The sequence below is a fragment of the Bradyrhizobium sp. IC3195 genome, from assembly GCF_020193585.1.
GTDB lineage: Bacteria > Pseudomonadota > Alphaproteobacteria > Rhizobiales > Xanthobacteraceae > Bradyrhizobium > Bradyrhizobium yuanmingense.
In genome coordinates this window covers 47,129-68,717 of sequence record NZ_JADYVG010000008.1, presented here as the reverse complement: position 1 = coordinate 68,717, position 21,589 = coordinate 47,129, and the positions used below count along the sequence as shown (strand labels likewise).

The window sequence follows — 21,589 nt, the reverse complement described above, 5'->3', positions numbered from 1 at the left end:
TGCCGGCGTGGGACTTGCGAAGTCGGCGGCGCCGGGCTTTAAGTTTGCTCTTGCAGGAAATTCGGCGGCCATAAGCCGATGTAAGGGAGAGCGCGATCGATGCCCACCAAGCCTCAATTGCCGGTACGTGCCTCGCATGGGATGGGAGGCCCGACCGCGCTGGATGGCCTATTGGTCGTTGATTTCACGCGTGTGGTCGCTGGCCCGGCCTGCACCCAGACGCTCGCTGACTACGGTGCGCACGTCATCAAGATCGAGAATCCCGATGGCGGCGACGACACGCGCGCCTATGAGCACGCGGAGATTGGAGGCGAGAGCGCCGCCTTTCTCAGCCTGAACCGCAACAAGCGCGGCATCGCGCTCGATCTTGCCGTGCCGGAGGCGCGCGAGATCGCGCTGGATCTGATCCGCAAGGCGGATGTGGTCGTGGAGAATTTTTCGAGCGGGGTCATGAAGAAGTTCGGGCTCGACTATGAATCGGTCGCGCCGCTCAACCCGCGGCTGGTCTATTGCTCGATCTCCGCCTACGGACGCAGCGGACCGTTTGCCTCCCGGCCAGGCTTCGATCCGATCACCCAGGCGGAAAGCGGCTTCATGTCGCTCAATGGATTTGCCGACGGCCCGGCGGTTCGCACCGGCCCGCCCATCGTCGACATGGCGACGGGGATGTCCGCCTGCAATGCCATCCTGCTGGCGCTGCTGGCACGGGAGCGGCTCGGCCGCGGACAGCATGTCGAAGTTGCCCTGTTCGACGTCGCGATGGGAATGACCGGTTTCTACGGCATGGCCTATCTTATCAACGGCGAAAACCCCGGCCGGTTCGGCAATTCGCCGAGCGGGTCTCCCACCGTCGGCGTCTACGAGGCCTCAGATGGGCCGCTCTACATGGCCTGCGCCAACGACCGGCTCTACCGCCGGCTTGTGGTCGAGGTGCTGAATCGGCCCGATCTCATCACCGATCCGCAGTTTGCGACGCGCAAAGCCCGTTCGGAGAACAAGGAGCTCCTGCGGGCAGCCATTGCCGAAGTCTTCGCCAGCGATACGCTCGAGAACTGGATGGCGAAGATGAAGCTGGCCAATATCCCGGTCGGCTATCTCCGGACGGTCGAGGAGGGCTTCAACGCCCCCGAGGCTCGCGAGCGCCATCGTTTGAACCGGATTCCGCATCCGACAGCCGAGTGGGTGCCCAACATCGAGCCACCGATTACGATGAGCCTGACAGGCGCGGTCGACCCCGTCGCGGCACCTCTTTTGGGCGAGCATACCAAACAGATCCTGCACGATACGCTCGGCTACAACGAACGTCGGATCGCTGATTTTGTCGAGAAGGGCGCCTTTGGCCCGGTCAAGCCTCCAAGGTCGACTTGAGGCACTGGCTCGGCTTGATTTGGCGAAGGTCCCGCCGCATAAATGTGTGAAAGCGAGGGACACGAATGGCGCCTGGCCAGGAGCCGAGCATGACACAGCCCGCAGGCTTGCAAGCCGGCGGTGAGATCTATGCGTCAATGATCGCGAGGGCCCGGGCGCTTCTGCCGAGACTCCGTGAGCGGGCGGCACGGACGGAGGAGCTGCGGCATCTTCCGGCGGAAACCGAAAAGGACCTTCATGAGGCCGGCCTGTTCCGGATGCTGCAACCGGCCCGGATTGGTGGCGCTGAGCTCGACTATGTCGCCCTCGTCGATTGCGCTGAGCTGCTCGGGCAGGCGGATGCGTCGGTTGCCTGGAATCTCGCCAATCTGGCGAGCCATCACTGGATGCTCGGCATGTTCGAGCGACGCGCGCAGGATCTGGTCTGGGGCCGCAATCCGGATACTTTGATCGCGTCCTCGTTCATTTTCCCCGCCGGACGCGCCACGCGGGTCAAGGGCGGATACCAGTTGCATGGCAGTTGGCCATTCTCCTCGGGCGTTGCCTCCTGCGAATGGAATATGCTTGCGAGCGTGGTCTATTCCGACGACGATGCCGACGGCATCGAGTATCGAATCTTTCTGCTGCCGAGCGGCGATTACAAGGTGCTGGACACTTGGAACGTCGCCGGATTGCGCGGGACGGGGTCGTGCGACGTCGAGGTCAGGGATGCCTTCGTGGCTGACCATATGACGGTCGCCGTAGGGAACCTCTCAGGTGGCCCCACGCCGGGAAGCGCGGTCAATCCGAATCCTCTGTACACGCTGCCTGTCTTCTCGCTATTTCCTTACGTCCTCTCCGGTGTCGCGCTGGGGAATGCACAGGCGTGCCTCGACGACTATACGGAGGTCGCGCGTCATCGTATTTCGACGTACAACCGCGCCAAGCTGAGCGATTTTCAAAGCACGCAGATCAAGATCGCGGAGGCCTCGGCCAAGATCGACGCTGCGCGCCTGATCATGCGGTCGGCCTGTCTCGATGCCATGGAGGCCGCACGGCGCGGCCATATTCCTGACATGGCAACCAAGACCAGATATCGCCGCGACGGATCCTTTTCCGTGAACTTGTGCACGGACGCGGTCTCGATGCTGTTTGCCGCGAGCGGCGCTCGCGGGCTGTTCACGAGCGGCGTGTTACAGCGGCAGTTCCGCGATGCGCACGCGATCAACTCACATCTCGCGTTCAACTTCGATGCGGCCGGGACCAACTACGGACGGGTGGCCCTCGGCCTGCCCTCCGAGAATCTCACGCTGTGAGGTCGGCCGATGAATGACCTGCCGAAGCAGCCTCGCGCGCCGGATCCCGCCAATGAGTTCGCGAGCGACAGCTCGCAGATTGATCCTCGCGACTTTCGCAACGCGCTCGGAACTTATGCAACGGGCGTGACGATCATCACAGCGGCAGCGCCCGACGGCAAGCCGTACGGACTGACGTGCAATTCCTTCGCCTCGGTCTCACTGAATCCGCCGCTGGTTCTGTGGAGCCTCGTCGTCTATTCCTCGAGCCTGACCATCTTCCAGAACGCCAGCCATTTCAGCGTCAACGTTCTCGGCGCTTCACAACAAGCGCTTGCGAACAAATTCGCAAAATCGTCGGATGACAAGTTCACCGGCGTCGACTGGTCCCCCGGCCTTGGCAACGCTCCAGTGCTCGCCGAGAGCGTCGCCAACTTTCAATGCCGCTCCGTGAATCGCTATTATGGCGGTGACCATGTGATCTTTCTCGGCGCGGTCGAGGCATATACCTACAATGCGAAAGAGCCGCTGCTCTTTGCGCGAGGAGCGTTCGGTCGCTTCATGGCCGACGATGAGCGCAAGAACGGGCGGTAATGCGCCCCTAGAGCGCTTTGCGCTCTGCCGCCGAAAGCTTGTAGATCTCCAGCGCGTCCGCGTCCGCACCTCGCGCGGCCTTCGCCAGCCTGAAAAGCTGTCCGGCAAGCGCGGCCATCGGCACTGGCGTCGAGGTTGCCTGTGCAACATCGGCGACCGTATCGAGATCCTTGAGCATCGTGGCGATGTGGCCGAGCGGCGGGCTGTGAATGCCGTTGACCATTCGCGGCACGAACAGCTGGAGCGGGATGGAATCCGCAAAGCCGCCTGCGAGCGCTTCGGGCAACCGGTTGGCGTCAATTCCGGCGTTCACGGCAAGGCGGGTTGCTTCCGCGAGCACGGCCATCGCGCATCCGACGATCACCTGGTTGCACAGCTTTGTGGTCTGGCCGGCGCCGACCGGGCCCATATGCGTGAACCTGCGCGCCATGGCCAGCACATAGGGCCGCACCCTCTCGATGTCACCAGCTTCTCCGCCCGCCATGATGGCGAGCGTGCCTTCCTCGGCGCCCTTCGTGCCCCCGGACACCGGCGCATCGATCCAGCCCGCACCGTTCGCGTTCTTCAATCGCGTTGCGAGGTCGCGCGCTGCGTCTGGATGGATCGATGAGAAGTCGACCACAAGCTTGCCCGCGCCAGGGGCCGCTGCCAGACCTTCGGGCCCGAAGATCACCTCCTCCACCGCCGCCGCATCCGTAACGCACAAGAAGACAATATCCGAGCTCCCCAGGAGATCACGCGGCGTGACCGCGCGCTTGGCGCCAGCCTCGACCAGCGGCGCCATCTTGCCCTCCGAGCGATTCCAGACAGCGACCTGATAGCCGGCCTTCAGCAGGCGTCGGGTCATCGGCGTTCCCATGAGTCCGAGGCCGAGATAGCCGAGCTTCTCGGTGCCGTTCTTGCTGTCGTCAGCCATAGGTTGCCTCCTTCTGTCGCAGACGCCGCTTTACCATACATTGCGTACCTGCCGGCAAGATCGCCCACCTCGCATGGCTTGCCTGATTGTTTGAACCATGAAACATTTGAGGCGGTCGGGTTGGGGCGCCAGTCGGCGCCGGAGCAGCGGAGTGGAACGATGCGAACCGTTTCGAAGTGGATCCTGGCTTTGGGGGCGGCAGCCGCCGTGAGCGCGGGCGCAAGCCCGTCATGGGGGCAGCAGACGATCCGCGTCGGCTGGACCATCCCTGCGGAGGAGTCCAAGTACTGGATGATGCGCAGGCCGGCAGAGTTTCCCAATCTCGGCAAGACCTACAACATCGAATGGACCCAATTCCAGGGCACCGCGCCGATGACGCAGGCCCTGGCGGCCGGTGCACTGGACTGCGCGACGCAGGCGCCGCTCTCCCTCTCCAATGGGGTCGTCGGCGGCAATCTCAAGGCCTATATCGTCGCGCAGCATGTTTTCGAGATGCCCGGCGGCTTCTCGGTCTACTGGGCCGTCAAGGATGACTCGCCCATCAAGACAATCGCGGATCTCAAGGGCAAGACCGTCGGCATTTCCGTGATCGGTGGCGGTACGCAAGGGCCGTTCAATCTGCTCTTGAAGCAGAATGGCGTCGATCCGGCCAAGGACATCAAGCTGGTCGAGGTTGGCTTTGCCGTCTCCGAGGACGCGCTGCGCCAAGGCCGCGTTGACGCGGTCAATATGAACCAGCCGTTTGCTGCGCGCGCGGAGGCAAAGGGCGGCACAAGGAAGCTGTTCTCGCTCTCCCAGGCCATGCCGAACATCGTGCACATCCTGGAAGCCTGCCGTGCCGATTTCGTCGACAAGAACCCTGAGTTGGTCAAGGCCTATGTCCGCGATATTACCTCGGGCATGAAGAAGGCACTCGCGAACCGCGAGGAGACTCTCAAGGTCGTCAATGAAGTGCTGAAAGCCCCCATCTCGGTGCTTGAGACCTACTTGCTCAAGGACAATGATTTCGGCCGCGATCCGGGTGCTGCGCCGAACTTCCCGGCGATCCAGAAGATGCTGGATATCTATGCAGAAACAGGAATGCTGCCGAAGCTGGATGTCGCACAGTTCAAGCATCCGTCGATCGTCGCGCCGCTGCAATAGAAGCGGGACGAATTACCGAACTAACATCGTAGCGTTCCGGATCATCCGGGACGCTGCACGAAGAAGATGCATATATGAAGAAGTTGCGATCCCGAGTCACCACAGACGGCCTCGACCGAGCGCCGCATCGTGCATTCATGCGCGCCATGGGGCTCGACGACGCTGCGATTGCGAAGCCGATGGTGGGCATCGTCAGCATGAAGGGTGAGCAGACGCCCTGCAACATGACCCACGACTTCCAGGTAGCTGCAGCCAAGACCGGGATCGAGGAGGCCGGCGGTACACCGCGTGAGTTCTCGACTGTTTCGGTGTCCGACGGCATCAGCATGAATCATGAGGGGATGAAGTTCTCCCTGTTCTCGCGTGAGCTGATCGCCGACTCGATCGAAGCCGTGGTCCATGGGTTGGCCTACGATGCGCTGATCGGATACGGCGGGTGCGACAAGACCCTTCCTGGCGTGATGATGGGAATGGTCCGCTGCAACGTGCCATCCATCTTCATCTATGGCGGCAGCTCGCTGCCCGGGCGCGTGGATGGACGTACGCTGACGGTGCTCGATTCCTATGAGGCTGTCGGCAGCTTCATGACTGGCGAGATCGACGGCGCCACGCTCGAGCGCATCGAGCGCGCCTGCCTGCCGACGATCGGTGCGTGCGCCGGCCAGTTCACCGCGAATACCATGGGCATGGTATCGGAGGCGATGGGGCTGACCATTCCCAACGTCTCGATGGTGCCCGGTGTCTATTCCGAGCGTGCGCAGATTTCGCGACGCGCCGGCCGACTGATCATGGAGATGCTGGACCGCGGCGGGCCGCTGCCGCGCGACATCGTGACGCGGAAATCCCTGGAGAACGGAGCGGCGATTGTGGCAGCGACGGGCGGCTCGACCAACGCCGCGCTGCACCTACCGGCGATCGCGAATGAGGCCGGAATTGCATTCAGCATCGATGACGTGGGGGAGGTCTTTGCCAGGACGCCGTTGATCGGCAATCTGCGACCCGGAGGCAAGTATACGGCGAAGGATGTCTACGATATCGGCGGCGCTGCGGTCATCATTCGCGAGCTGATCCAGAGCGGTCATATCGATGGCGGCTGCTTGTCGATCACCGGCCGCACACTTGTCGAAGAGTACGGTGTGGCCAACGCGCCCGACGGAGAGGTTGTGTACACGGCTCGCGCGCCGATCATGCCTGACGGTGGTGTCGCGGTGCTGAAGGGTAACCTCTGTCCCGATGGGGCGGTGATCAAGGTGGCGGGCTTGAAGAGCCAATTCTTCGAAGGCGTCGCGCGTGTTTTCGAGGATGAAGAAGCCTGCGTCGCAGCCGTTCGTGACCGCAGTTACAAGGCGGGCGAGGTTCTCGTGATCCGCAATGAAGGGCCAGTCGGCGGACCTGGCATGCGTGAGATGCTTGGCGTCACCGCACTGATCTACGGGCAGGGCATGGGTGAAAAAGTGGCGCTGATCACCGATGGCCGGTTCTCCGGCGCGACCCGCGGGATGTGCATCGGCTACGTGTCCCCCGAGGCATTTGTTGGCGGTCCGCTGGCGCTCGTCCGGAATGGTGACAGAATCCGGATTGATGCCGCAAATCGACGGATGGATGTCCTGCTCGAGGAACAGGAGCTTGCCGCACGGCGACGCGATTGGAAGCCGCGCCCGCCTCGCCACCGCGCAGGTGCGCTGGCAAAATATGCCCGGCTGGTTGGGCAGGCGCCGGGCGGAGCCGTGACGCATGAAGGCCCGGCAGAATGGCCGTGGTTCGAATGACGCACCGCACGGGCGCGAAAGTGACAGCCTGTCTGGCAGGCTTCTTGCTAAGCTGATGCCGCTGAATCCTCGTGCGAGTGGGACGGAAGGCGGGATGACGGTAGTATCTGCGAGATCGAGCGAATGGGTGAGACCGGTGACGCAACAAGACCCGGCTTCCGCAATCATCGAGATCGACCGCGTGTCGCAGGTCTTTAAAACCTCGGCACGCAAGAATCACGTTGCGCTTTCGGACATTTCGCTGACGATCGAGGAAGGAGCTTTCGTCTCCATCCTTGGTCCGTCCGGCTGCGGCAAGTCGACACTGCTCTACATTGTCGGCGGCTTCGTCAGTCCAACCAGCGGCGCGGCGAAGATGAAGGGACAGGCGATCACGGGGCCCGGTCCGGATCGCGGACCGGTATTCCAGGAATTTGCGCTCTTTCCCTGGAAGACTGTGCTCGGCAACGTGATGTATGGGCCGCGTCAGCAAGGAATTCGCGGCACCGAGGCCGAAGCGCAGAGCCGGGCCCTGATCGAGATGGTCGGCCTCAAGGGCTACGAGAACTTCTATCCCAAGGAGCTGTCGGGCGGCATGAAGCAGCGCGTGGCGCTGGCGCGGACGCTTGCCTACCATCCCGAAGTGTTGCTGATGGACGAGCCGTTCGGGGCACTCGACGCGCACACGAGGACGCGCCTGCAGAACGATCTTCTGAACATCTGGGAGCGTGACCGCAAGACGGTGCTTTTCGTCACCCATTCGGTCGACGAAGCCGTCTTCCTCTCGGACAAGGTCGTCATGATGTCGAAATCGCCCGGGCGAATCCGGCAGGTCATCGACATCGACCTGCCGCGGCCGCGCCGCCGCAACGAGCTGTTGCTCGATCCGCGTTACCAGAAGTACGTCGTCGACATCGAGCGCATGTTCGACGAGAGCGACGAAGCCGGAGCGCCCGCGTGATGTCGGCGGCCGGCATGACCAAGCGCGCTGCCCCGGTGCTCGCCTGCATCGGATTGCTGGTGGTGTGGCAGGTCGCGTCACTGGCGCTGAAGAATGACAGCTTTCCGACCGCGATTGGAGCGATGAGAGCGATTCCGGACATCCTTGGCGACAGGGAATCCCTGATCAATATTCTGGCCTCGCTCCGGCGCATGGCGATGGGATTTGGCGCGGCCGTGCTCGTGTCGATTCCGCTTGGCCTGTTGATGGGACGTAGCGCCGCGATTGCGGCCTTCTTCAATCCGCTGCTGATGGTGATCTATCCGGTGCCGAAGGCGGCCTTGATGCCGATCATCATGCTCTGGCTCGGTGTCGGCGACATCACGAAGACGCTCGTGATCTTCCTCGGCGTCAGCCTGCCCGTGATTTATCACAGCTTCGAAGGCGCCAAGGCGGTCGAAGAGAAGATGCTGTGGTCGGGCGCTGCGATGGGGCTCTCGCCGGTGCAACGCCTGGTGCGTATCGTGCTGCCGGCGGCGCTGCCGGAAATTCTGACGGGGTGTCGTACAGGATTGGTGTTGGCGCTGATCACGATGATCACCAGTGAGATGATTGCCCGTCAGTCCGGCGCCGGAAACATCCTGTTCAACGCGCTCGACATGGGCCAATACGAAACCGTCTTTGCGATGATCATCATCGTTGGAGCGATGGGAATCTGCCTCGACGCGATTTTCGAGAAGGTTCGTGCTAGGCTCGTGCGCTGGTCCGAGCCGCAGTTCGACATGCCGCTGAGCTTCTCATGATGTCGCGGCTTCTCGCCCCTAATTTCGTTCTTGGAATTGCTCCGATCGCACTGGTGATCGCGCTGTGGCAAGGCTTGGTGTCTTTCGGCTTCGCGCCGGCAGTTCTGCTGCCGCCGCCTGGCTACGTCTTCGGCCGGCTGCTCCAGCAACTCGTAACCTCGACGTTCCAGCACGAGATCGCGGCGACCCTGATCAGGCTGTTTGCCGGCTTCGCGATTGCTGTCGTGCTCGGTGTCAGCATCGGCATTGCCGCCGCCGCCAATCCGGCGATCAACGCCGTGGTTCGGCCCATCGTGCGCGTATTGGCGCCTTTGCCCAAGGTCGCGCTCTATCCGGCCTTGCTGCTGCTGCTCGGATTTGGCCACGGATCGAAGATCACATTAGTGGCTGCCGACGCTCTTTTCCCGATCCTGCTGTCGACCTATTACGGTGCCTCGACCGTCGAGCAGAAGCTGGTCTGGTCGGCTATGGCTGCGGGATCGTCACGCTACGAGATTCTCTTCAAGGTAGTGCTGCCGGCAGCGATGCCGTCGATCCTGACCGGGTGCCGGATTGGCCTTGTCATTTCCTGCATCGTCGTGTTTCTGGCCGAGATGATCACGTCGACCGACGGACTGGGGCACGCGCTCGTGACTGCGGCCAGAACCTTCCAGGCCGTGGACATGTTCGTGCCGCTGATCACGATCTCGCTGCTGGGCTTGATCTTGAACGGCCTGCTGGGAGCCGTGCGCTCGTACTTGCTCCGGGGCTTCCCCGAAGCGTAACTAACAAGAATCCTGAAGACCGGGAGAGAACCATGCTGGCTGATCGTATCGAGGCAAAATGGATCGATGCGTTTTGCGAGATCTTTGAGCGATGCGCCGTCAAGGCCGGCGATACCGCGGCGATCCTGTCGGAGACCCAGTCACGCGCGTTGAACGTCCATCTCGCGGAGCTGGCCCTGCTGCGGATGGGCGCGCGGCCGTTTCATGTGGTGATGCCGACGCCACGTAACCGGCATATCGTTCCGGTCCGCTCCACCGGGGCGAGCGAGGCGATCCAAAAGCTTGGTCCAGTGATCACGGCGCTTCAGCAGGCCGGCTTCGTCGTGGATTGCACCATCGAAGGACTGATGCATGCGGTGGAGACGCCGGAGATTCTCAAAGCCGGCGCGCGGATCCTGGTGATCTCCAACGAGCATCCCGAAGCGCTGGAGCGCATGGTGCCGGATTCCGCGCTCGAAAAGCGTGTTCGTGCGGCGGCCAAAATGCTGCGCGGAACGAAGCGCATGCGTGTCTCCTCGAAGGCCGGCACGGCGCTCGATGTCGATATGGTCGGAGCGTCGACGGTCGGTGTGTGGGGCTGGACCGACAAGCCCGGCACGCTCGCGCATTGGCCCGGCGGCATCGTCGTCAGCTTTCCCAAGAGCGGGACCATCAACGGCACCCTGGTGATGGCGCCCGGCGACATCAACCTGACCTTCAAGCGCTACCTGACCTCGCCAGTGAAGATGACTCTGAAGGACGACTATGTCGTGGAACTCGAAGGCGAGGGCACGGATGCCGCGATGATGCGCGCTTATCTGGCCGCCTGGGGCGATCGCGAAGCCTATGCCGTGTCGCATGTCGGCTTCGGCATGAATCCCGGTGCGCGCTATGAGGCACTATCCATGTATGACCAGCGCGACACCAACGGCACAGAGATTCGGGCCGTTTCCGGCAATTTCCTGTTCTCGACCGGTGCGAATGAATTTGCAGGGCGCTACACGGCCGGACATTTCGACCTGCCGATGATGGGAACGACGATCGAGCTCGACGGCGTTGCGGTCGTCCGCGAAGGCGTGCTTCAGGACGTCTTCGGGTAGCCGCGATCGAGCACGGGCGGCCGGGCGAGGTCGAAGTGCCGGAGCAGGTCGACCATGGCCTGCAACCGCTTCACGCGATAAGCATCGACGTCCATCCCGGAGTAATCCAGGAAGCCGGCGCCCGTGCGCAGGCCGATCCGGCCTTCATGCATGTTGCGGGAAATGACCTCCGGCGCGCGATAGCGGTCGCTACCAAGCGCGCCTTCGAGGTAACGGCTGGCGTAGTATAGGATATCGCCGCCGCCCCAATCGATGAATTCGAGCAGCCCGAGCACGGCATAGCGGAAGCCGAAGCCGTAACGGATCGCCTTGTCGATCTCTTCGGCGCTGGCGACGCCCTCCTCGACCATGCGCGCGGCCTCGTTCATTGCCAGCGCCTGGATGCGCGGGACGATGAAACCCGGTGTGGCGGCGCAGACCACCGGCACCTTCCCGATGCCTTCGAGCAGCGTCTTGACCTCGTCGATGACGGCCGGGTCTGTCGCCTTGCCGGGCGAAACCTCGACCAGCGGGATGAGATAGGCCGGGTTGAGCCAGTGCACGTTTAGAAAGCGGCGCGGGTTCACGATCGCGCCCGAGAGATCGTCGACGAGGATGGTCGAGGTCGTCGACGCGATGATCGTTTCAGGGCCGACCTGCTTTGCCGCCGCCCCCAGCACCTCGCGCTTGAGCTCGACCACCTCAGGAACGCCTTCGAAGATCATTCCGGCTTCGGCCAACGCTGCGCCGCTCCGGCTCGCCGGCACCACCGAGACCCGCGCGATCAGCGGATCGACATCCGCGTCGGTCAGCAGCCCCAGTTTTGACAGGCTGGCGAAGGTCTTCCTGACTTCGCCAAGCGCGTCCGTTTCCAGCTTGGTGAAGTCCTCCGCGGAACGCGCCTTGATATCGATCATCGTGACCCTGTGCCCTGCATACGCGAAGGCAACGGCAATGCCCCGGCCCATGCGGCCAGCGCCGAGACAGGCGATATTGATGCGACTGGTCATTGATCAGAATCCATTGCGGAGCAGCGTCTGCAATTCAGCCTTGCTGAGCTCGCCGAGTCCCAGCGTCTGGAGCGTTCGGCCACTTCGCGCAAAATCTTCGCCGCAGACCGCGCCGCCGATTGACAGAAACGCTTTGGCCAGCGGTGTGTCCACGCCAGCGAGACCCGCGACGGACACCAGCAGCGACAGCCCAAGCCGCAGATCCTCGCGCATGTAACGGTGCTCTGTCAGCACGATCCGCTCGCGCCAATCACCGGAATCGGTCAGTCGGTCGTGCGAGCCGCGGCCATACATCCAGATCTCGCCTTCCCTCGCGTAGTGATGAGCCAGCGGGAAATGTGGCGCGCCGTAGCCGAGTGCCTCGCGCACTGCGATGCGTTCTGCGTCGAGCGTGTCAGTGACCCGGCGGATCGCGGCTTGCGTACCTTCCTTGTGAATGTCCCAGCGCTCGAAATGTTCGATCGGCCCTGCGTTCATCACGATCAACGGCGGGTGAATGATCGGACCTGCGTTCATCAGGGCGCCCGACAGCGCGTCTCCGCATGTCTCGATCGCGTCTGGGAAAGCGCGTCCGATCACAGCGAGCGCGTGAGGCGCTTGGTCAAGCGGGAACACGCCGACGGGGAGCCGCTTGGCGCGAATGGTGATCGCGACCTCGAAGGGTCCGTGCTTGCGGGTCAGCCACGGGAGTGTGCCCGTTTCGGCAAAGCTGGCCTTGGCATTGTTGCCGGCATCTCGGGCCGCCTGGGCGAAGATCATCGAGCCGAACGTCGCTGGCGGCAGGAACACGACCTGACCGTCCCGCAAATGCGGCGCGAGCAGGCGAGCGATATCTGCTTGAGCGAAGGCCGGAGCCGGGCACAGGATCAACTCCGTGCCATCGACGGCGTCCGCGATGTCGGTCGTGACCAGCGCCAGCTTCACGTCATGACGGCCGTTGTGATCCTTGACCAGGATGCGCGAGCCGGCGGCGCGATGCGCTGCGACCTGATCGGCATCGCGGCGCCAGAGCCGCACCTCGTGCCCCGACAGCGCAAAATCGCCCGCGGCCGCGAAAGAGCCGTTTCCCCCACCCAGAACTGCGATCTTCAAGATGCTTCTCCTTGCGCCCGTGACTGCGCATCAAGCTGCTTCAGCAGGAAATGCTGGACCTTGCCCAGCGCCGTCCGCGGCAGGTCGTTGACGAAGACGATCTCGCGCGGAATTTTGTAGCGCGCGAGTTGCGCCTGAAGATGCGCCCTCAATTCGTCCGCCTCGAGCCGGCAGCCGGATCTCGCAATGACATAGGCGACCGGCACCTCGTCCCAGCGCGGGTCCGGCCGGCCGATCACGGCGCATTCGCTGACGTCGGGGTGTTGGAGCAGGACGCGCTCGACCTCGGCCGGGTAGACGTTTTCTCCGCCTGAAATGATCATGTTCTTCTTGCGGTCGCGGACCCAGAAATAGCCGTCGGCATCGCACAGGCCGATATCACCGGTGCGATACCAGCCGTCTTGCAGCGCCTCGCGCGTTGCGGCGTCGTTTCCCCAATATTCGAAGAACACGTTGGGACCGCGCACCGCGATTTCGCCCGGCGTGCCCGCGGGCAGTTCTTCGCCGGCCTGGTCGATCACCTTTGCCTCGCAGCACAGGCCGGCAAGGCCGGTCGATCCCGCGCGCGAAAGATCGCCGCCAAGCCGCGTGTAGACGGCGATCGGGCAGGTTTCGGTCGAGCCATAGACCTGAAGCACCGGGACGTCGCGCGCGACGAAGCGCTCGATCAGGTGCGGCGGTACGATGGTCGAGCCGGTGGCGACGGCCTTGAGTGAGGAAAGATCAGCGGTCGCCCAGGCGGGATGCTCACTCACCGCCTGAAGGATCGCAGGAACCATCACCGTGAGTGTCGGCCGTTCCCCTTCAATGGCCGCAAGCGCGGCGTCCGGCGTGAAGCGCGCATGGACCGTGACGGTCGCGCCCAGCTGCAACGCCGGCGTAGTCTGGATGTTGAGGCCACCGACGTGGAAGAACGGCAGCACGGTCAGCACGTGGTCGTCGGACGTCATGTTGTGCATGTGCTGGCTCATGACACCGTTCCAGAACAGCGCCTCCTGGCGCAGCACCGCGCCCTTTGGCCGTCCCGTCGTGCCCGACGTGTAGACGATGAGCAGCGGGCAGGAGAGGTCGGTGTGTGGATTTCGGCTCGTGCCGTCACCGCGGGCCAGCAAATCTTCGAATGTCGTGCCGCGAGGTGGCGTGAAGTCGAGGCCGACGACGGATGTCCCTGCCGCGGTCTGTCCCAGCTCGGCAAGCACGCCGGAAAACGCCTGCTCGAGCACCAGGACCTTGGTGCCGGCATCGCCGAGAATGAACAGCTGCTCGGCGACGGCCAGTCGCCAGTTCAGCGGCACCAGCATCGCGCCGAGCCGCGCACAGGCGTAAAGCAGAACCAGATAATCCGGCCTGTTCAGGCTTAGAATCGCGACGCGATCGCCGCGGCCGACGCCGAGCTCCCCCTTCAAGGCAGTCGCGGTCCGTTCGATCCGTGCGGCGAATGCCGCATAACTCAGCCGCGTCCCTTCGAAGGCAATGGCCGTCTTGTCTGGCGCGAACGCCGCGTTGCGGTCGATCAGGCTACAGAGGTCCACGGTCAGTCGTCCGTTTCACCGGCCTCGTACAGCGCTTCGCGCCCGATCCGGTCGAGGCAGAGCTCGGCGGTCCAGGGCAGCATCAGCGAGCCGCAGCGGCTGTCACGATAGATTCGCTCCAGCGGCAGCGAGCGAAGCATGGCCTGACCGCCGCAGGTGCGGATCGCGAGCGCGGCGAGCTCATTGGCGCCCTCCATCACGGAATATTGCGCGGCATAGGCGCGCAGCACTTGCTCCTTGCTCGGATTGGCGCGCGCCTCGGTCACGGCCTGGAACCAGATTGCCTTAATCTGCTCCAGCTTGATCTGCATCTGCGCCACCGCGATCTGCTTGGTCGGGTACATCCGCCGCTTGACCGACGGCATGCCCGGGACCTCGCCGCGCAAGTAACGCACGGTGAAGTCGTAGGCGGCTTGCGCCAGGCCCATATAGGTCGGCGACAGCGTCAGGAACATGTGCGGCCAGCGCTGAGCTGCCTGGAAATACACGCCGCGCGGCATCAGCGCCGAATCTTCCGGAACGAACACATCCTTGAACAGCAGCGTCCGCGAAACCGTGCCGCGCATGCCCAGCGGGTCCCAGTCGCCGACGACCGAGACGCCTTCTGATTTGGCTGATATCGCCAGGTAAAGCGTGTTGCGGCGCGACGCCTTCTCGCCTTGCTCCATCTCGGTGCAAAGCACGCCGTAATAGTCGGCGTGGCCCGAAAGCGAGGCAAAGATCTTCTTGCCATTGACGATCCAGCCACCCGCGACTGGCCTTGCTTCGGTACCGAAAGCAACGCCGCCCGCAGCGGCAGCTCCACCCTCGGAGAAGGGTTGCGAATAGATCGCACCGTCCTCGACGATGCGCTTGTAGTGCACCGCGCGCCGCCGCTCATGCTCGGCACGAGTCTCAGCATCCATGTCGAGATCGTCGGCGAGGGGACCCGACCACAGGGTCGAGCAGACATGCATGTTCCAGGTCAGTGCAGTAGCGCCGCAATAGCGGCCGATCTCGGCTGCCGCCAGGGCATAGGTCTGGTAATTCGCGCCGAGGCCGCCGTGCTTCTTTGGCACGGCGATGCCGAGCAGGCCGATGCGATGCAAATCGCGGTAATTTTCAGTCGGGAAAGTCGCCTCGCGATCGTAAGTGGCGGCGCGACCGGCAAACACGGTCTGGCCAATCTCTCTCGCGCGGGTGATGATGCCGGCCTGCTCGTCGTTCAAGCGGAATGCGACCGGATCGAAGATCGGCGCATCCAGCGCGACCTTGTCGGTCGTGCCAATCGTCTTGCTGACTTGCATGGTCATCGCGCAGTTACCTTAAGCTTTGGTCGCGAGCGAGTTCAGGAACCGGCCGAGAGCTTCGTCGAAGGCGTCGGGGCGTTCGAGATTGGCGAGATGGCCGACGCCAGGCAGCTCGACATATTCGGCCCCCGGGATATAGGTCGCCGTCTTTGCCATCATCGGCGCGGGCGCGTTGTTGTCCTTTGAGCCGGACAGCAACAGCGTGGGAACGGAGATATTTCCGAGCGTGCTGCGTTGATCGAAGCCGATGAGAGCCAGCATCATGGCGCGATAGCTCGCTTCGGGCACGCTCCCCATGCATTCGCGGGCAACCTCCATCCCGTTCGGATCGGGATCGTCGCCGACGAGCTCCTTCACCAGGGAGGGGGCCAGCGACTTCATCGTCTCGCCGCGATCGAGCGGTCCCAGTCGCGCTGCGATGAATGATTTCTGCCAGTCGCCGTCCGCCTTTCCGAACGCAGGGCTGGTCTGCGCCAGCACGACTGCGCGTGCCAGCTTGGGGGACTGAACCAGCCACTTCTGAACGATCATGCCGCCGATGGAATGGCCGACCAGAACAGGCCTGCTGACGCCGAGTTGCGCGATGAATTGCTGCAGCGCCTCCGCCAGGGCAGCGATACTGACGCTCGCAAGCGGCGCCGATCCTCCATAACCGGGCATGTCCCATGCGATCGCGCGGAAGCGGCCGCCAAATGTCGCAAGCTGCCCCCGCCAAGCCCGCGCCGCGCCGCCGATGCCGTGCAGGAAGATCAGCGGTATCGCGCCCGGATCGCCCGCGGCTTCGTAGGCGAAGCGTCCGTCCTTTGTTGTCATTGGCACAGGCTGCGACACGCGACATCCTTCTGCTGGGCCCCTCGATGCTAACAGGCCTTTCGGAGATGGAAAGCGATAATTTTATACTTAAAGCAATTTTCGGGCCGTTGCTCGTGCCGCATCATTCGCCGCCCACGCGCCGCTTTCGTTGCAAAAACTTGAAGGTTAAAATATATCGAACACTGGTCACGAGATCCGAGGGAGCCAGCGCATGTCCGGATTGCCGCATTCGCCGCACACGCTGGTCACCGGTGGCGGGCGCGGCATCGGCCGAGCGATCGCGTCCGCTCTCGTCGGCGCCGGTGCGACCGTGACCGTGCTTGGCCGGAACGCGGCGGTTCTCGACGAGGCGGTCAATGCAGGCGCCGCGCACTTTGCGGCTGTCGCTGATGTCTCGAACGAAGCGTCTCTGAAAGCCGCGATCGCCGGGGCAAGTGCGCGCAAGCCGATCGACATCCTGATTGCCAACGCGGGCAGCGCTGAATCGGCGCCGTTCGCGAAATCGGACAGCGCGCTCTTCAGCCGGATGATGGATGTCAATTTCATGGGCGTCGTGCATGCCGTCCAGGCCGTGCTGCCGGGCATGAAGGATCGTCCCTACGGCCGCATCGTCGCGGTAGCGTCCACCGCAGGCCTCAAGGGCTACGCCTATGTCAGCGCATATGCAGCGGCCAAGCACGCCGTCATCGGCCTCGTGCGTTCCCTTGCTCTCGAGATGGCCGGAAGCAACGTCACCGTGAACGCGGTGTGTCCCGGCTTCACCGACACCGACCTCGTCGCCGGGAGCATCGACAACATCGTGAAGAAGACGGGCCGGACCCGCGAGCAGGCAATTGCCGAGCTCGCGAAGCACAATCCGCAAGGGCGCCTGGTTACGCCTCAGGAGGTCGCAGACGCGGTTCTCTGGCTGTGCGGGGAGGGCGCGAGCTCGATCACCGGACAGGCGATCGCAGTGGCCGGTGGCGAAGTCTAGCCTGCCTGGCAGGCGCGGAAAAAGAAAGCCAAGGAGATCCCATGAGCAGACCAGCCAATCCCGTTACCGTGCCGCTTGCGGATTACTCACCGCAGCATTTCCTGCTCGCCGCGGTCGACGGCGTTGCGACGGTCACACTCAACCGTCCCGAACGAAAGAATCCGCTGACGTTCGAGAGCTATCGGGAACTGACCGACTTCTTCCGCGCCTGCGCCTTCGACGACGCGGTCAAGTCCATCGTCGTGACGGGTGCCGGCGGCAATTTCTCGTCCGGCGGCGACGTGTTCGAGATCATCGGCCCGCTGGTGAAGATGGACACCAAGGGTCTGACCGCCTTCACGCGCATGACCGGCGACCTCGTCAAGGCGATGCGGGCCTGTCCGCAGCCGATCGTAGCCGCGGTCGAAGGTATCTGTGCCGGGGCCGGAGCGATCATCGCGATGGCGTCTGATATGCGCCTTGCGGCGAGCGGGGCCAAGGTGGCGTTCCTGTTCAACAAGGTGGGGTTGGCCGGCTGCGACATGGGCGCTTGCGCCATCCTGCCGCGGATCATCGGGCAGTCCCGCGCCTCCGAGCTGCTCTACACCGGCCGGTTCATGACGGCGGAAGAGGGCGAGCGCTGGGGCTTCTTCAGCCGCATCGTCACGCCAGAGCAGGTGCTGCCCCAGGCGCAGGTTCTGGCCAAGCAGGTCGCGGAAGGCCCGACCTTCGCCAACACCATGACCAAGCGGATGCTGGCCATGGAATGGGCGATGTCGGTGGAGGAGGCGATCGAGGCGGAGGCCGTGGCTCAAGCCCTGTGCATGACAACGGCGGATTTCGAGCGCGCCTTCGAGGCTTTCGCCAACAAGGTCAAACCGGTCTTCAGGGGCGACTGAGCCGGTCGCAATTATCTGCAGCCAATCCAGCGAATAGGGGGACTTGCGGGAGATTATTTTAGGCTTAAAATAATTTGATTGCCGCCTGCGTGAGATGAAGTTCGCCAATCGCGCGGTGATGTCGCCGATGCGCATGTATTCGGGTTCCGCGACCGGCAGGATCTCGAGGAGCTGATAATTAAGGCTAAGCCTAAGACCAGGGCGGAGCTCAAGGCGGAGGCGACAAAGCCGCTTGCGGCGGAGTGACCGCCCGTGCGACCTTAACCCATTGCCTGCGGTTCGAGTGGAGTTAGGGCGATGAAGGCGATTATCGTCGGTGGCGGTATCGGTGGTCTCACGACGGCTTTGATGTTCCGCTCGCGCGGCCTGGATTGCGAGATCTTCGAGCAGGCCGACACCATTCGCGAGCTCGGCGTCGGCATCAACACGCTGCCGCACGCGATGCGGGAGTTGGCCGGCCTCGGCCTGCTGCAGAAGCTCGACGAGGTCGCCATCCGCACCGATCAGCTCTATTATCTCAACCGCCATGGCCAGGAGGTCTGGCGCGAAGCTCGCGGCATCGACGCCGGCCACGATGTGCCGCAATTCTCGATCCATCGCGGCCGGCTTCAGGGCGTCATCCATCGTGCCGTCGAGCAGCGGTTGGGCCGTGAGGCGATTCACACCGGCTGCCGGCTCGGCGCCTTCACGCAGGACGAGGGCGGCGTCACCGCTTACTTCTTCGATCGCGCCGGCGCCCATGTCCACACCGCGCGCGGCGATATCCTGATCGGCGCCGACGGCATTCACTCGCGCGTCCGCGAGACGCTGTTTCCGAACGAAGGGCCGCCGTGCTGGAACGGCCTCATGCTGTGGCGCGGTGCGCGCGACTGGCCGCTGTTTCTCACCGGCAAATCGATGATCGTGGCCGGCGGTCTCAATGCCAAGGTGGTGATCTATCCGATCGCGGAAGGATCGAGCCCGGCGAGCCGCCTGACCAATTGGGCGGTGCTGGTGAAGGTGGGCGAGGGCAACGCGCCGCCGCCGCGGAAGGAAGACTGGTCGCGGCCGGGCCGCCGCGAAGAGCTGATGCCGCATGTGGCTCGCTTCTCGGTGCCCTATATCGACGTGAAGAGCCTGATCTCGGCAACGCCCGAATTCTACGAATATCCGACCTGCGATCGCGATCCCTTGCCCTATTGGTCATTGGGCCGGGTCACGCTGCTCGGCGATGCCGCGCATCCGATGTATCCGGTTGGATCGAACGGCGCCTCGCAGGCCATTCTCGACGCGCGCTGTCTTGCGGATGTGCTGGTGCGCGCCGAACACCCGCGTCAGGCCTTGCTCGAATACGAGAAGAAGCGTCTGCCGATGACGGCCGAAATCGTCCGCTCCAACCGGCGCGGCGGGCCGGAGGGCGTTATCGACGCCGTCGAGCAGCTCGCGCCCGACGGCTTCGACAATGTCGACAACGTCCTAAGCTATTCCCAGCGCGAGGCCATCGTGCGCGGCTATGCCACCAAGGCAGGCTTCGCCGCGGTGCCGGGACTCGCGGCGGTGCGCGCTTAAGACAGGCTGCTAGCCGCCGGGCGGCGGCGGCAGGAAGTGGATGTTGAACTCGGCGGCCATCGCCACGACGTCCTCGGGCTTCTGCTCCTTCATGTTGTGGAGACCCCAGAACAGGTCGAACAGCTTGCGGCTCGGCGAGACCCAGAACAGCACCTTGGCGGTCTGCTCCGACTTGTTGAAGATGCCGTGCGGCACGCCCATGCCGAGGCGGATCAGGTCGCCTGCACTGGCCTGCGCCTCCGAATTGCCCAGCATGAAATCGAGCTTGCCCTCCAGCATATAGAGATACTCATCCTGGTCGGGGTGAATGTGCGGCGGCACGAAGGTGCCCGGCGGTAGCGTCGCGTGCCAGGAGAAGCTGTTCTCCGCGTAGCTCTTCGGCACGTAGGTCTGGCCGAGGATGTTCCAGGAAATGCCCTGGATTCCTTCATTGGCCCGCGTGATGCCGGTGATTTCGCTCTTCATTGCAGTCCTCCCGTAGCGCGCTGCGCGGCTATTGTCAGAGCATGATCTTCATCGGAAAACCGCTGCGCACTTTGCGCTAGTGCGGCCCTTCGGGTCCGGATCATGCTCAGTTCGACGCCTTGCAGTCCTTGGCATAGCGGTCGCCGTAATTTTCGAAGACCTTCTGCACGATCTCGGTCTGGAACTTGCCGTCCGGACGCTTGGCGACCTTGGTCAGGTAGAAATCCTGGATCGGATAATTGTTGTTGTTGAACTTGAAGGCCCCGCGCAGCGAGGTGAAGTCGGCCTTCTTCAACGCGGCGCCAACGGCCTCCTTGTTGGAGAGATTGCCCTTCACGGCCTTGACTGCGCTGTCGATCAGCATCGCGGCATCATAGGCCTGGAAGGCGTAGGTGCCGGGAACGCTGTTGTAGGCGGCCTCATAGGCGGCAACGAACTTCTTGTTCTGGGGATTGTCGAGATTGGGCGCCCAGTTCGCGCCACCGAACATGCCCACCGCCGCATCCTGCTGTGCCGGCAGGGTCGATTCATCGACCGTGAAGGCCGAGAGCACCGGAATAGTATCGGCGAGCCCGGCCTGCCGGTACTGCTTGACGAGATTGACGCCGAGGCCGCCCGGCATGAATGTGAACAGTGCATCGGGCTTCTGCGAGGAAATCTTGGAGAGCTCCGGCTGGAAATCCAACGTGTTCAGCGGCATGTAGGACTCTTCGACGATCTCGCCCTTGTAGTCCAGCTTGAAGCCCGCCACCGAATCCTTGCCAGCCTGATAGTTCGGCACCATCAGGTACATCCGCTTGTAGCCGCGGTCCTGCGCGACCTTGCCGAGGATCTCGTGCACCTGATCGTTCTGATACGAGGTCACATAGAAGAACGGGTTGCAATCCTTGCCGGCGAAGGTCGACGGACCGGCATTGGGGCTGATCAGGAAGGTTTTCGACTCCGTGATGGGCCGGTGGATGGCCTGCAGGATGTTGGAGAAGATCGGCCCGACCACGAAGTCGACCTTCTCACGTTCCAGAAGGCCCTTCACCTTGGTCACCGCAGCATCCGGCTTCAGCTCATCGTCGACGACGACGACCTCGACATCGCGGCCACCCATCTTGCTGCCGAGATCCTTCACGGCGAGCGCGAAGCCGTCGCGAACCTGCTGGCCCAGCGCTGCGGCGGGCCCCGATAGGGTCACGATCACACCCAGCTTGATTTTTTCCTGGGCGAGGGCAGGGGTCACCACGGTGCCGAGTAGCATCGCAGCTGCGGCCAAGGTTATTTTCGTCTTCATGATCTGTCCCTCGTGACGATTGGCTTGCGCTGCAAGCCACGTACTCCAATCCAAAGCTTATGCCGATGACGGCGGCCGCGGCAAGCCGAGCGCGGGGCG

At 63.3% G+C, this 21,589-nt stretch carries 20 protein-coding genes; 12 read left to right on the top strand and 8 right to left on the bottom strand.

Annotated features, from left to right (window positions below):
- Nucleotides 1-99 precede the first annotated feature (99 nt).
- The 3 genes from I6F09_RS17590 to I6F09_RS17580 all read left to right on the top strand — a co-directional run bounded on the left by I6F09_RS17590 (nucleotide 100) and on the right by I6F09_RS17580 (nucleotide 3,236).
- On the top strand, nucleotides 100-1,368 hold the full coding sequence (locus I6F09_RS17590) for a CoA transferase (RefSeq protein WP_225188627.1): 1,269 nt from the start codon (nucleotides 100-102) through the stop codon (nucleotides 1,366-1,368).
- 65 nt (nucleotides 1,369-1,433) lie between these two features.
- Nucleotides 1,434-2,663 (top strand): acyl-CoA dehydrogenase family protein, encoded by a 1,230-nt coding sequence (locus tag I6F09_RS17585; protein ID WP_225188626.1) that lies wholly within the window; start codon nucleotides 1,434-1,436, stop codon nucleotides 2,661-2,663.
- 9 nt (nucleotides 2,664-2,672) lie between these two features.
- Entirely contained in the window at nucleotides 2,673-3,236 is a 564-nt protein-coding gene (locus I6F09_RS17580; RefSeq protein ID WP_225188625.1) for a flavin reductase family protein, read from the top strand.
- A 7-nt stretch (nucleotides 3,237-3,243) separates the two neighbouring features.
- Here I6F09_RS17580 and I6F09_RS17575 read toward each other — a convergent pair whose 3' ends face one another.
- Nucleotides 3,244-4,152, bottom strand: a complete 909-nt coding sequence (locus I6F09_RS17575; protein WP_057028660.1) for an NAD(P)-dependent oxidoreductase — start codon at nucleotides 4,150-4,152, stop codon at nucleotides 3,244-3,246.
- Nucleotides 4,153-4,311: 159 nt separating this feature from the next.
- Here I6F09_RS17575 and I6F09_RS17570 point away from each other — a divergent pair, with 159 nt between their 5' ends.
- The 6 genes from I6F09_RS17570 to I6F09_RS17545 all read left to right on the top strand — a co-directional run bounded on the left by I6F09_RS17570 (nucleotide 4,312) and on the right by I6F09_RS17545 (nucleotide 10,629).
- Nucleotides 4,312-5,295 carry an ABC transporter substrate-binding protein gene (locus I6F09_RS17570; protein WP_225188624.1) on the top strand — a complete coding sequence of 328 codons (984 nt, stop codon included), beginning with the start codon at nucleotides 4,312-4,314 and terminating at the stop codon, nucleotides 5,293-5,295.
- A 74-nt stretch (nucleotides 5,296-5,369) separates the two neighbouring features.
- On the top strand, nucleotides 5,370-7,064 hold the full coding sequence (gene ilvD, locus I6F09_RS17565; RefSeq protein ID WP_225133170.1) for a dihydroxy-acid dehydratase: 1,695 nt from the start codon (nucleotides 5,370-5,372) through the stop codon (nucleotides 7,062-7,064).
- Nucleotides 7,065-7,158: 94 nt separating this feature from the next.
- Nucleotides 7,159-8,004, top strand: coding sequence for an ABC transporter ATP-binding protein (locus I6F09_RS17560; RefSeq protein WP_050996053.1), 846 nt, complete (start codon nucleotides 7,159-7,161; stop codon nucleotides 8,002-8,004).
- Nucleotides 8,001-8,786 carry an ABC transporter permease gene (locus I6F09_RS17555; protein ID WP_036028933.1) on the top strand — a complete coding sequence of 262 codons (786 nt, stop codon included), beginning with the start codon at nucleotides 8,001-8,003 and terminating at the stop codon, nucleotides 8,784-8,786. The genes I6F09_RS17560 and I6F09_RS17555 overlap by 4 nt, the downstream gene beginning before the upstream one ends.
- Complete coding sequence (locus tag I6F09_RS17550; protein WP_225188623.1) at nucleotides 8,783-9,550, top strand: ABC transporter permease subunit; 768 nt, start codon at nucleotides 8,783-8,785, stop codon at nucleotides 9,548-9,550. Before I6F09_RS17555 ends, I6F09_RS17550 begins: the two co-directional genes overlap by 4 nt.
- Nucleotides 9,551-9,582: 32 nt before the next feature.
- The gene (locus I6F09_RS17545) at nucleotides 9,583-10,629 is read left to right on the top strand and encodes a peptidase M29 (RefSeq protein ID WP_036028939.1); all 1,047 of its coding nucleotides are present in this window, start codon (nucleotides 9,583-9,585) and stop codon (nucleotides 10,627-10,629) included.
- On the opposite strand, the gene I6F09_RS17540 is transcribed toward I6F09_RS17545, so the two are convergent.
- Genes I6F09_RS17540 through I6F09_RS17520 form a run of 5 tightly spaced genes read right to left on the bottom strand, consistent with a single transcriptional unit; the run spans nucleotide 10,611 to nucleotide 16,344 of the window.
- Entirely contained in the window at nucleotides 10,611-11,618 is a 1,008-nt protein-coding gene (locus I6F09_RS17540) for a 3-hydroxybutyryl-CoA dehydrogenase (protein WP_036007580.1), read from the bottom strand. The genes I6F09_RS17545 and I6F09_RS17540 overlap by 19 nt on opposite strands.
- 3 nt (nucleotides 11,619-11,621) lie before the next feature.
- A complete protein-coding gene (locus I6F09_RS17535) occupies nucleotides 11,622-12,710 on the bottom strand; it encodes an NAD/NADP-dependent octopine/nopaline dehydrogenase family protein (protein ID WP_225188622.1) in 1,089 nt (362 codons plus the stop codon).
- Nucleotides 12,707-14,242, bottom strand: coding sequence for a long-chain fatty acid--CoA ligase (locus I6F09_RS17530; RefSeq protein ID WP_225188621.1), 1,536 nt, complete (start codon nucleotides 14,240-14,242; stop codon nucleotides 12,707-12,709). Before I6F09_RS17530 ends, I6F09_RS17535 begins: the two co-directional genes overlap by 4 nt.
- A 2-nt stretch (nucleotides 14,243-14,244) precedes the next feature.
- On the bottom strand, nucleotides 14,245-15,534 hold the full coding sequence (locus I6F09_RS17525; RefSeq protein WP_225148152.1) for an acyl-CoA dehydrogenase family protein: 1,290 nt from the start codon (nucleotides 15,532-15,534) through the stop codon (nucleotides 14,245-14,247).
- Between the two features lie 12 nt (nucleotides 15,535-15,546).
- Entirely contained in the window at nucleotides 15,547-16,344 is a 798-nt protein-coding gene (locus I6F09_RS17520; protein ID WP_225148153.1) for an alpha/beta fold hydrolase, read from the bottom strand.
- 211 nt (nucleotides 16,345-16,555) lie between these two features.
- Between I6F09_RS17520 and I6F09_RS17515 the strand changes: the two genes are divergently transcribed.
- The 3 genes from I6F09_RS17515 to I6F09_RS17505 all read left to right on the top strand — a co-directional run bounded on the left by I6F09_RS17515 (nucleotide 16,556) and on the right by I6F09_RS17505 (nucleotide 19,743).
- Nucleotides 16,556-17,317 carry an SDR family oxidoreductase gene (locus I6F09_RS17515; protein ID WP_225148154.1) on the top strand — a complete coding sequence of 254 codons (762 nt, stop codon included), beginning with the start codon at nucleotides 16,556-16,558 and terminating at the stop codon, nucleotides 17,315-17,317.
- Between the two features lie 41 nt (nucleotides 17,318-17,358).
- On the top strand, nucleotides 17,359-18,195 hold the full coding sequence (locus tag I6F09_RS17510; RefSeq protein ID WP_036007565.1) for an enoyl-CoA hydratase family protein: 837 nt from the start codon (nucleotides 17,359-17,361) through the stop codon (nucleotides 18,193-18,195).
- Nucleotides 18,196-18,492: 297 nt separating this feature from the next.
- Nucleotides 18,493-19,743 (top strand): flavin-dependent oxidoreductase, encoded by a 1,251-nt coding sequence (locus tag I6F09_RS17505; protein WP_225130375.1) that lies wholly within the window; start codon nucleotides 18,493-18,495, stop codon nucleotides 19,741-19,743.
- A 9-nt stretch (nucleotides 19,744-19,752) separates the two neighbouring features.
- Here I6F09_RS17505 and I6F09_RS17500 read toward each other — a convergent pair whose 3' ends face one another.
- Nucleotides 19,753-20,208, bottom strand: a complete 456-nt coding sequence (locus I6F09_RS17500) for a cupin domain-containing protein (protein ID WP_036007559.1) — start codon at nucleotides 20,206-20,208, stop codon at nucleotides 19,753-19,755.
- Nucleotides 20,209-20,314: 106 nt separating this feature from the next.
- Nucleotides 20,315-21,490, bottom strand: coding sequence for an ABC transporter substrate-binding protein (locus tag I6F09_RS17495; protein ID WP_036028956.1), 1,176 nt, complete (start codon nucleotides 21,488-21,490; stop codon nucleotides 20,315-20,317).
- Between the last annotated feature and the right edge of the window lie 99 nt (nucleotides 21,491-21,589).

Bases quoted from the DNA above. Each gene is read 5' to 3' on its own strand.
- I6F09_RS17590 (WP_225188627.1), top strand. From the start codon at position 100: ATGCCCACCAAGCCTCAATTGCCGGTACGTGCCTCGCATGGGATGGGA.
- I6F09_RS17585 (WP_225188626.1), top strand. From the start codon at position 1,434: ATGGCGCCTGGCCAGGAGCCGAGCATGACACAGCCCGCAGGCTTGCAA.
- I6F09_RS17580 (WP_225188625.1), top strand. From the start codon at position 2,673: ATGAATGACCTGCCGAAGCAGCCTCGCGCGCCGGATCCCGCCAATGAG.
- I6F09_RS17575 (WP_057028660.1), bottom strand. From the start codon at position 4,152: ATGGCTGACGACAGCAAGAACGGCACCGAGAAGCTCGGCTATCTCGGC.
- I6F09_RS17570 (WP_225188624.1), top strand. From the start codon at position 4,312: ATGCGAACCGTTTCGAAGTGGATCCTGGCTTTGGGGGCGGCAGCCGCC.
- ilvD (WP_225133170.1), top strand. From the start codon at position 5,370: ATGAAGAAGTTGCGATCCCGAGTCACCACAGACGGCCTCGACCGAGCG.
- I6F09_RS17560 (WP_050996053.1), top strand. From the start codon at position 7,159: ATGACGGTAGTATCTGCGAGATCGAGCGAATGGGTGAGACCGGTGACG.
- I6F09_RS17550 (WP_225188623.1), top strand. From the start codon at position 8,783: ATGATGTCGCGGCTTCTCGCCCCTAATTTCGTTCTTGGAATTGCTCCG.
- I6F09_RS17545 (WP_036028939.1), top strand. From the start codon at position 9,583: ATGCTGGCTGATCGTATCGAGGCAAAATGGATCGATGCGTTTTGCGAG.
- I6F09_RS17540 (WP_036007580.1), bottom strand. From the start codon at position 11,618: ATGACCAGTCGCATCAATATCGCCTGTCTCGGCGCTGGCCGCATGGGC.
- I6F09_RS17525 (WP_225148152.1), bottom strand. From the start codon at position 15,534: ATGACCATGCAAGTCAGCAAGACGATTGGCACGACCGACAAGGTCGCG.
- I6F09_RS17520 (WP_225148153.1), bottom strand. From the start codon at position 16,344: ATGACAACAAAGGACGGACGCTTCGCCTACGAAGCCGCGGGCGATCCG.
- I6F09_RS17515 (WP_225148154.1), top strand. From the start codon at position 16,556: ATGTCCGGATTGCCGCATTCGCCGCACACGCTGGTCACCGGTGGCGGG.
- I6F09_RS17510 (WP_036007565.1), top strand. From the start codon at position 17,359: ATGAGCAGACCAGCCAATCCCGTTACCGTGCCGCTTGCGGATTACTCA.
- I6F09_RS17505 (WP_225130375.1), top strand. From the start codon at position 18,493: ATGAAGGCGATTATCGTCGGTGGCGGTATCGGTGGTCTCACGACGGCT.
- I6F09_RS17500 (WP_036007559.1), bottom strand. From the start codon at position 20,208: ATGAAGAGCGAAATCACCGGCATCACGCGGGCCAATGAAGGAATCCAG.
- I6F09_RS17495 (WP_036028956.1), bottom strand. From the start codon at position 21,490: ATGAAGACGAAAATAACCTTGGCCGCAGCTGCGATGCTACTCGGCACC.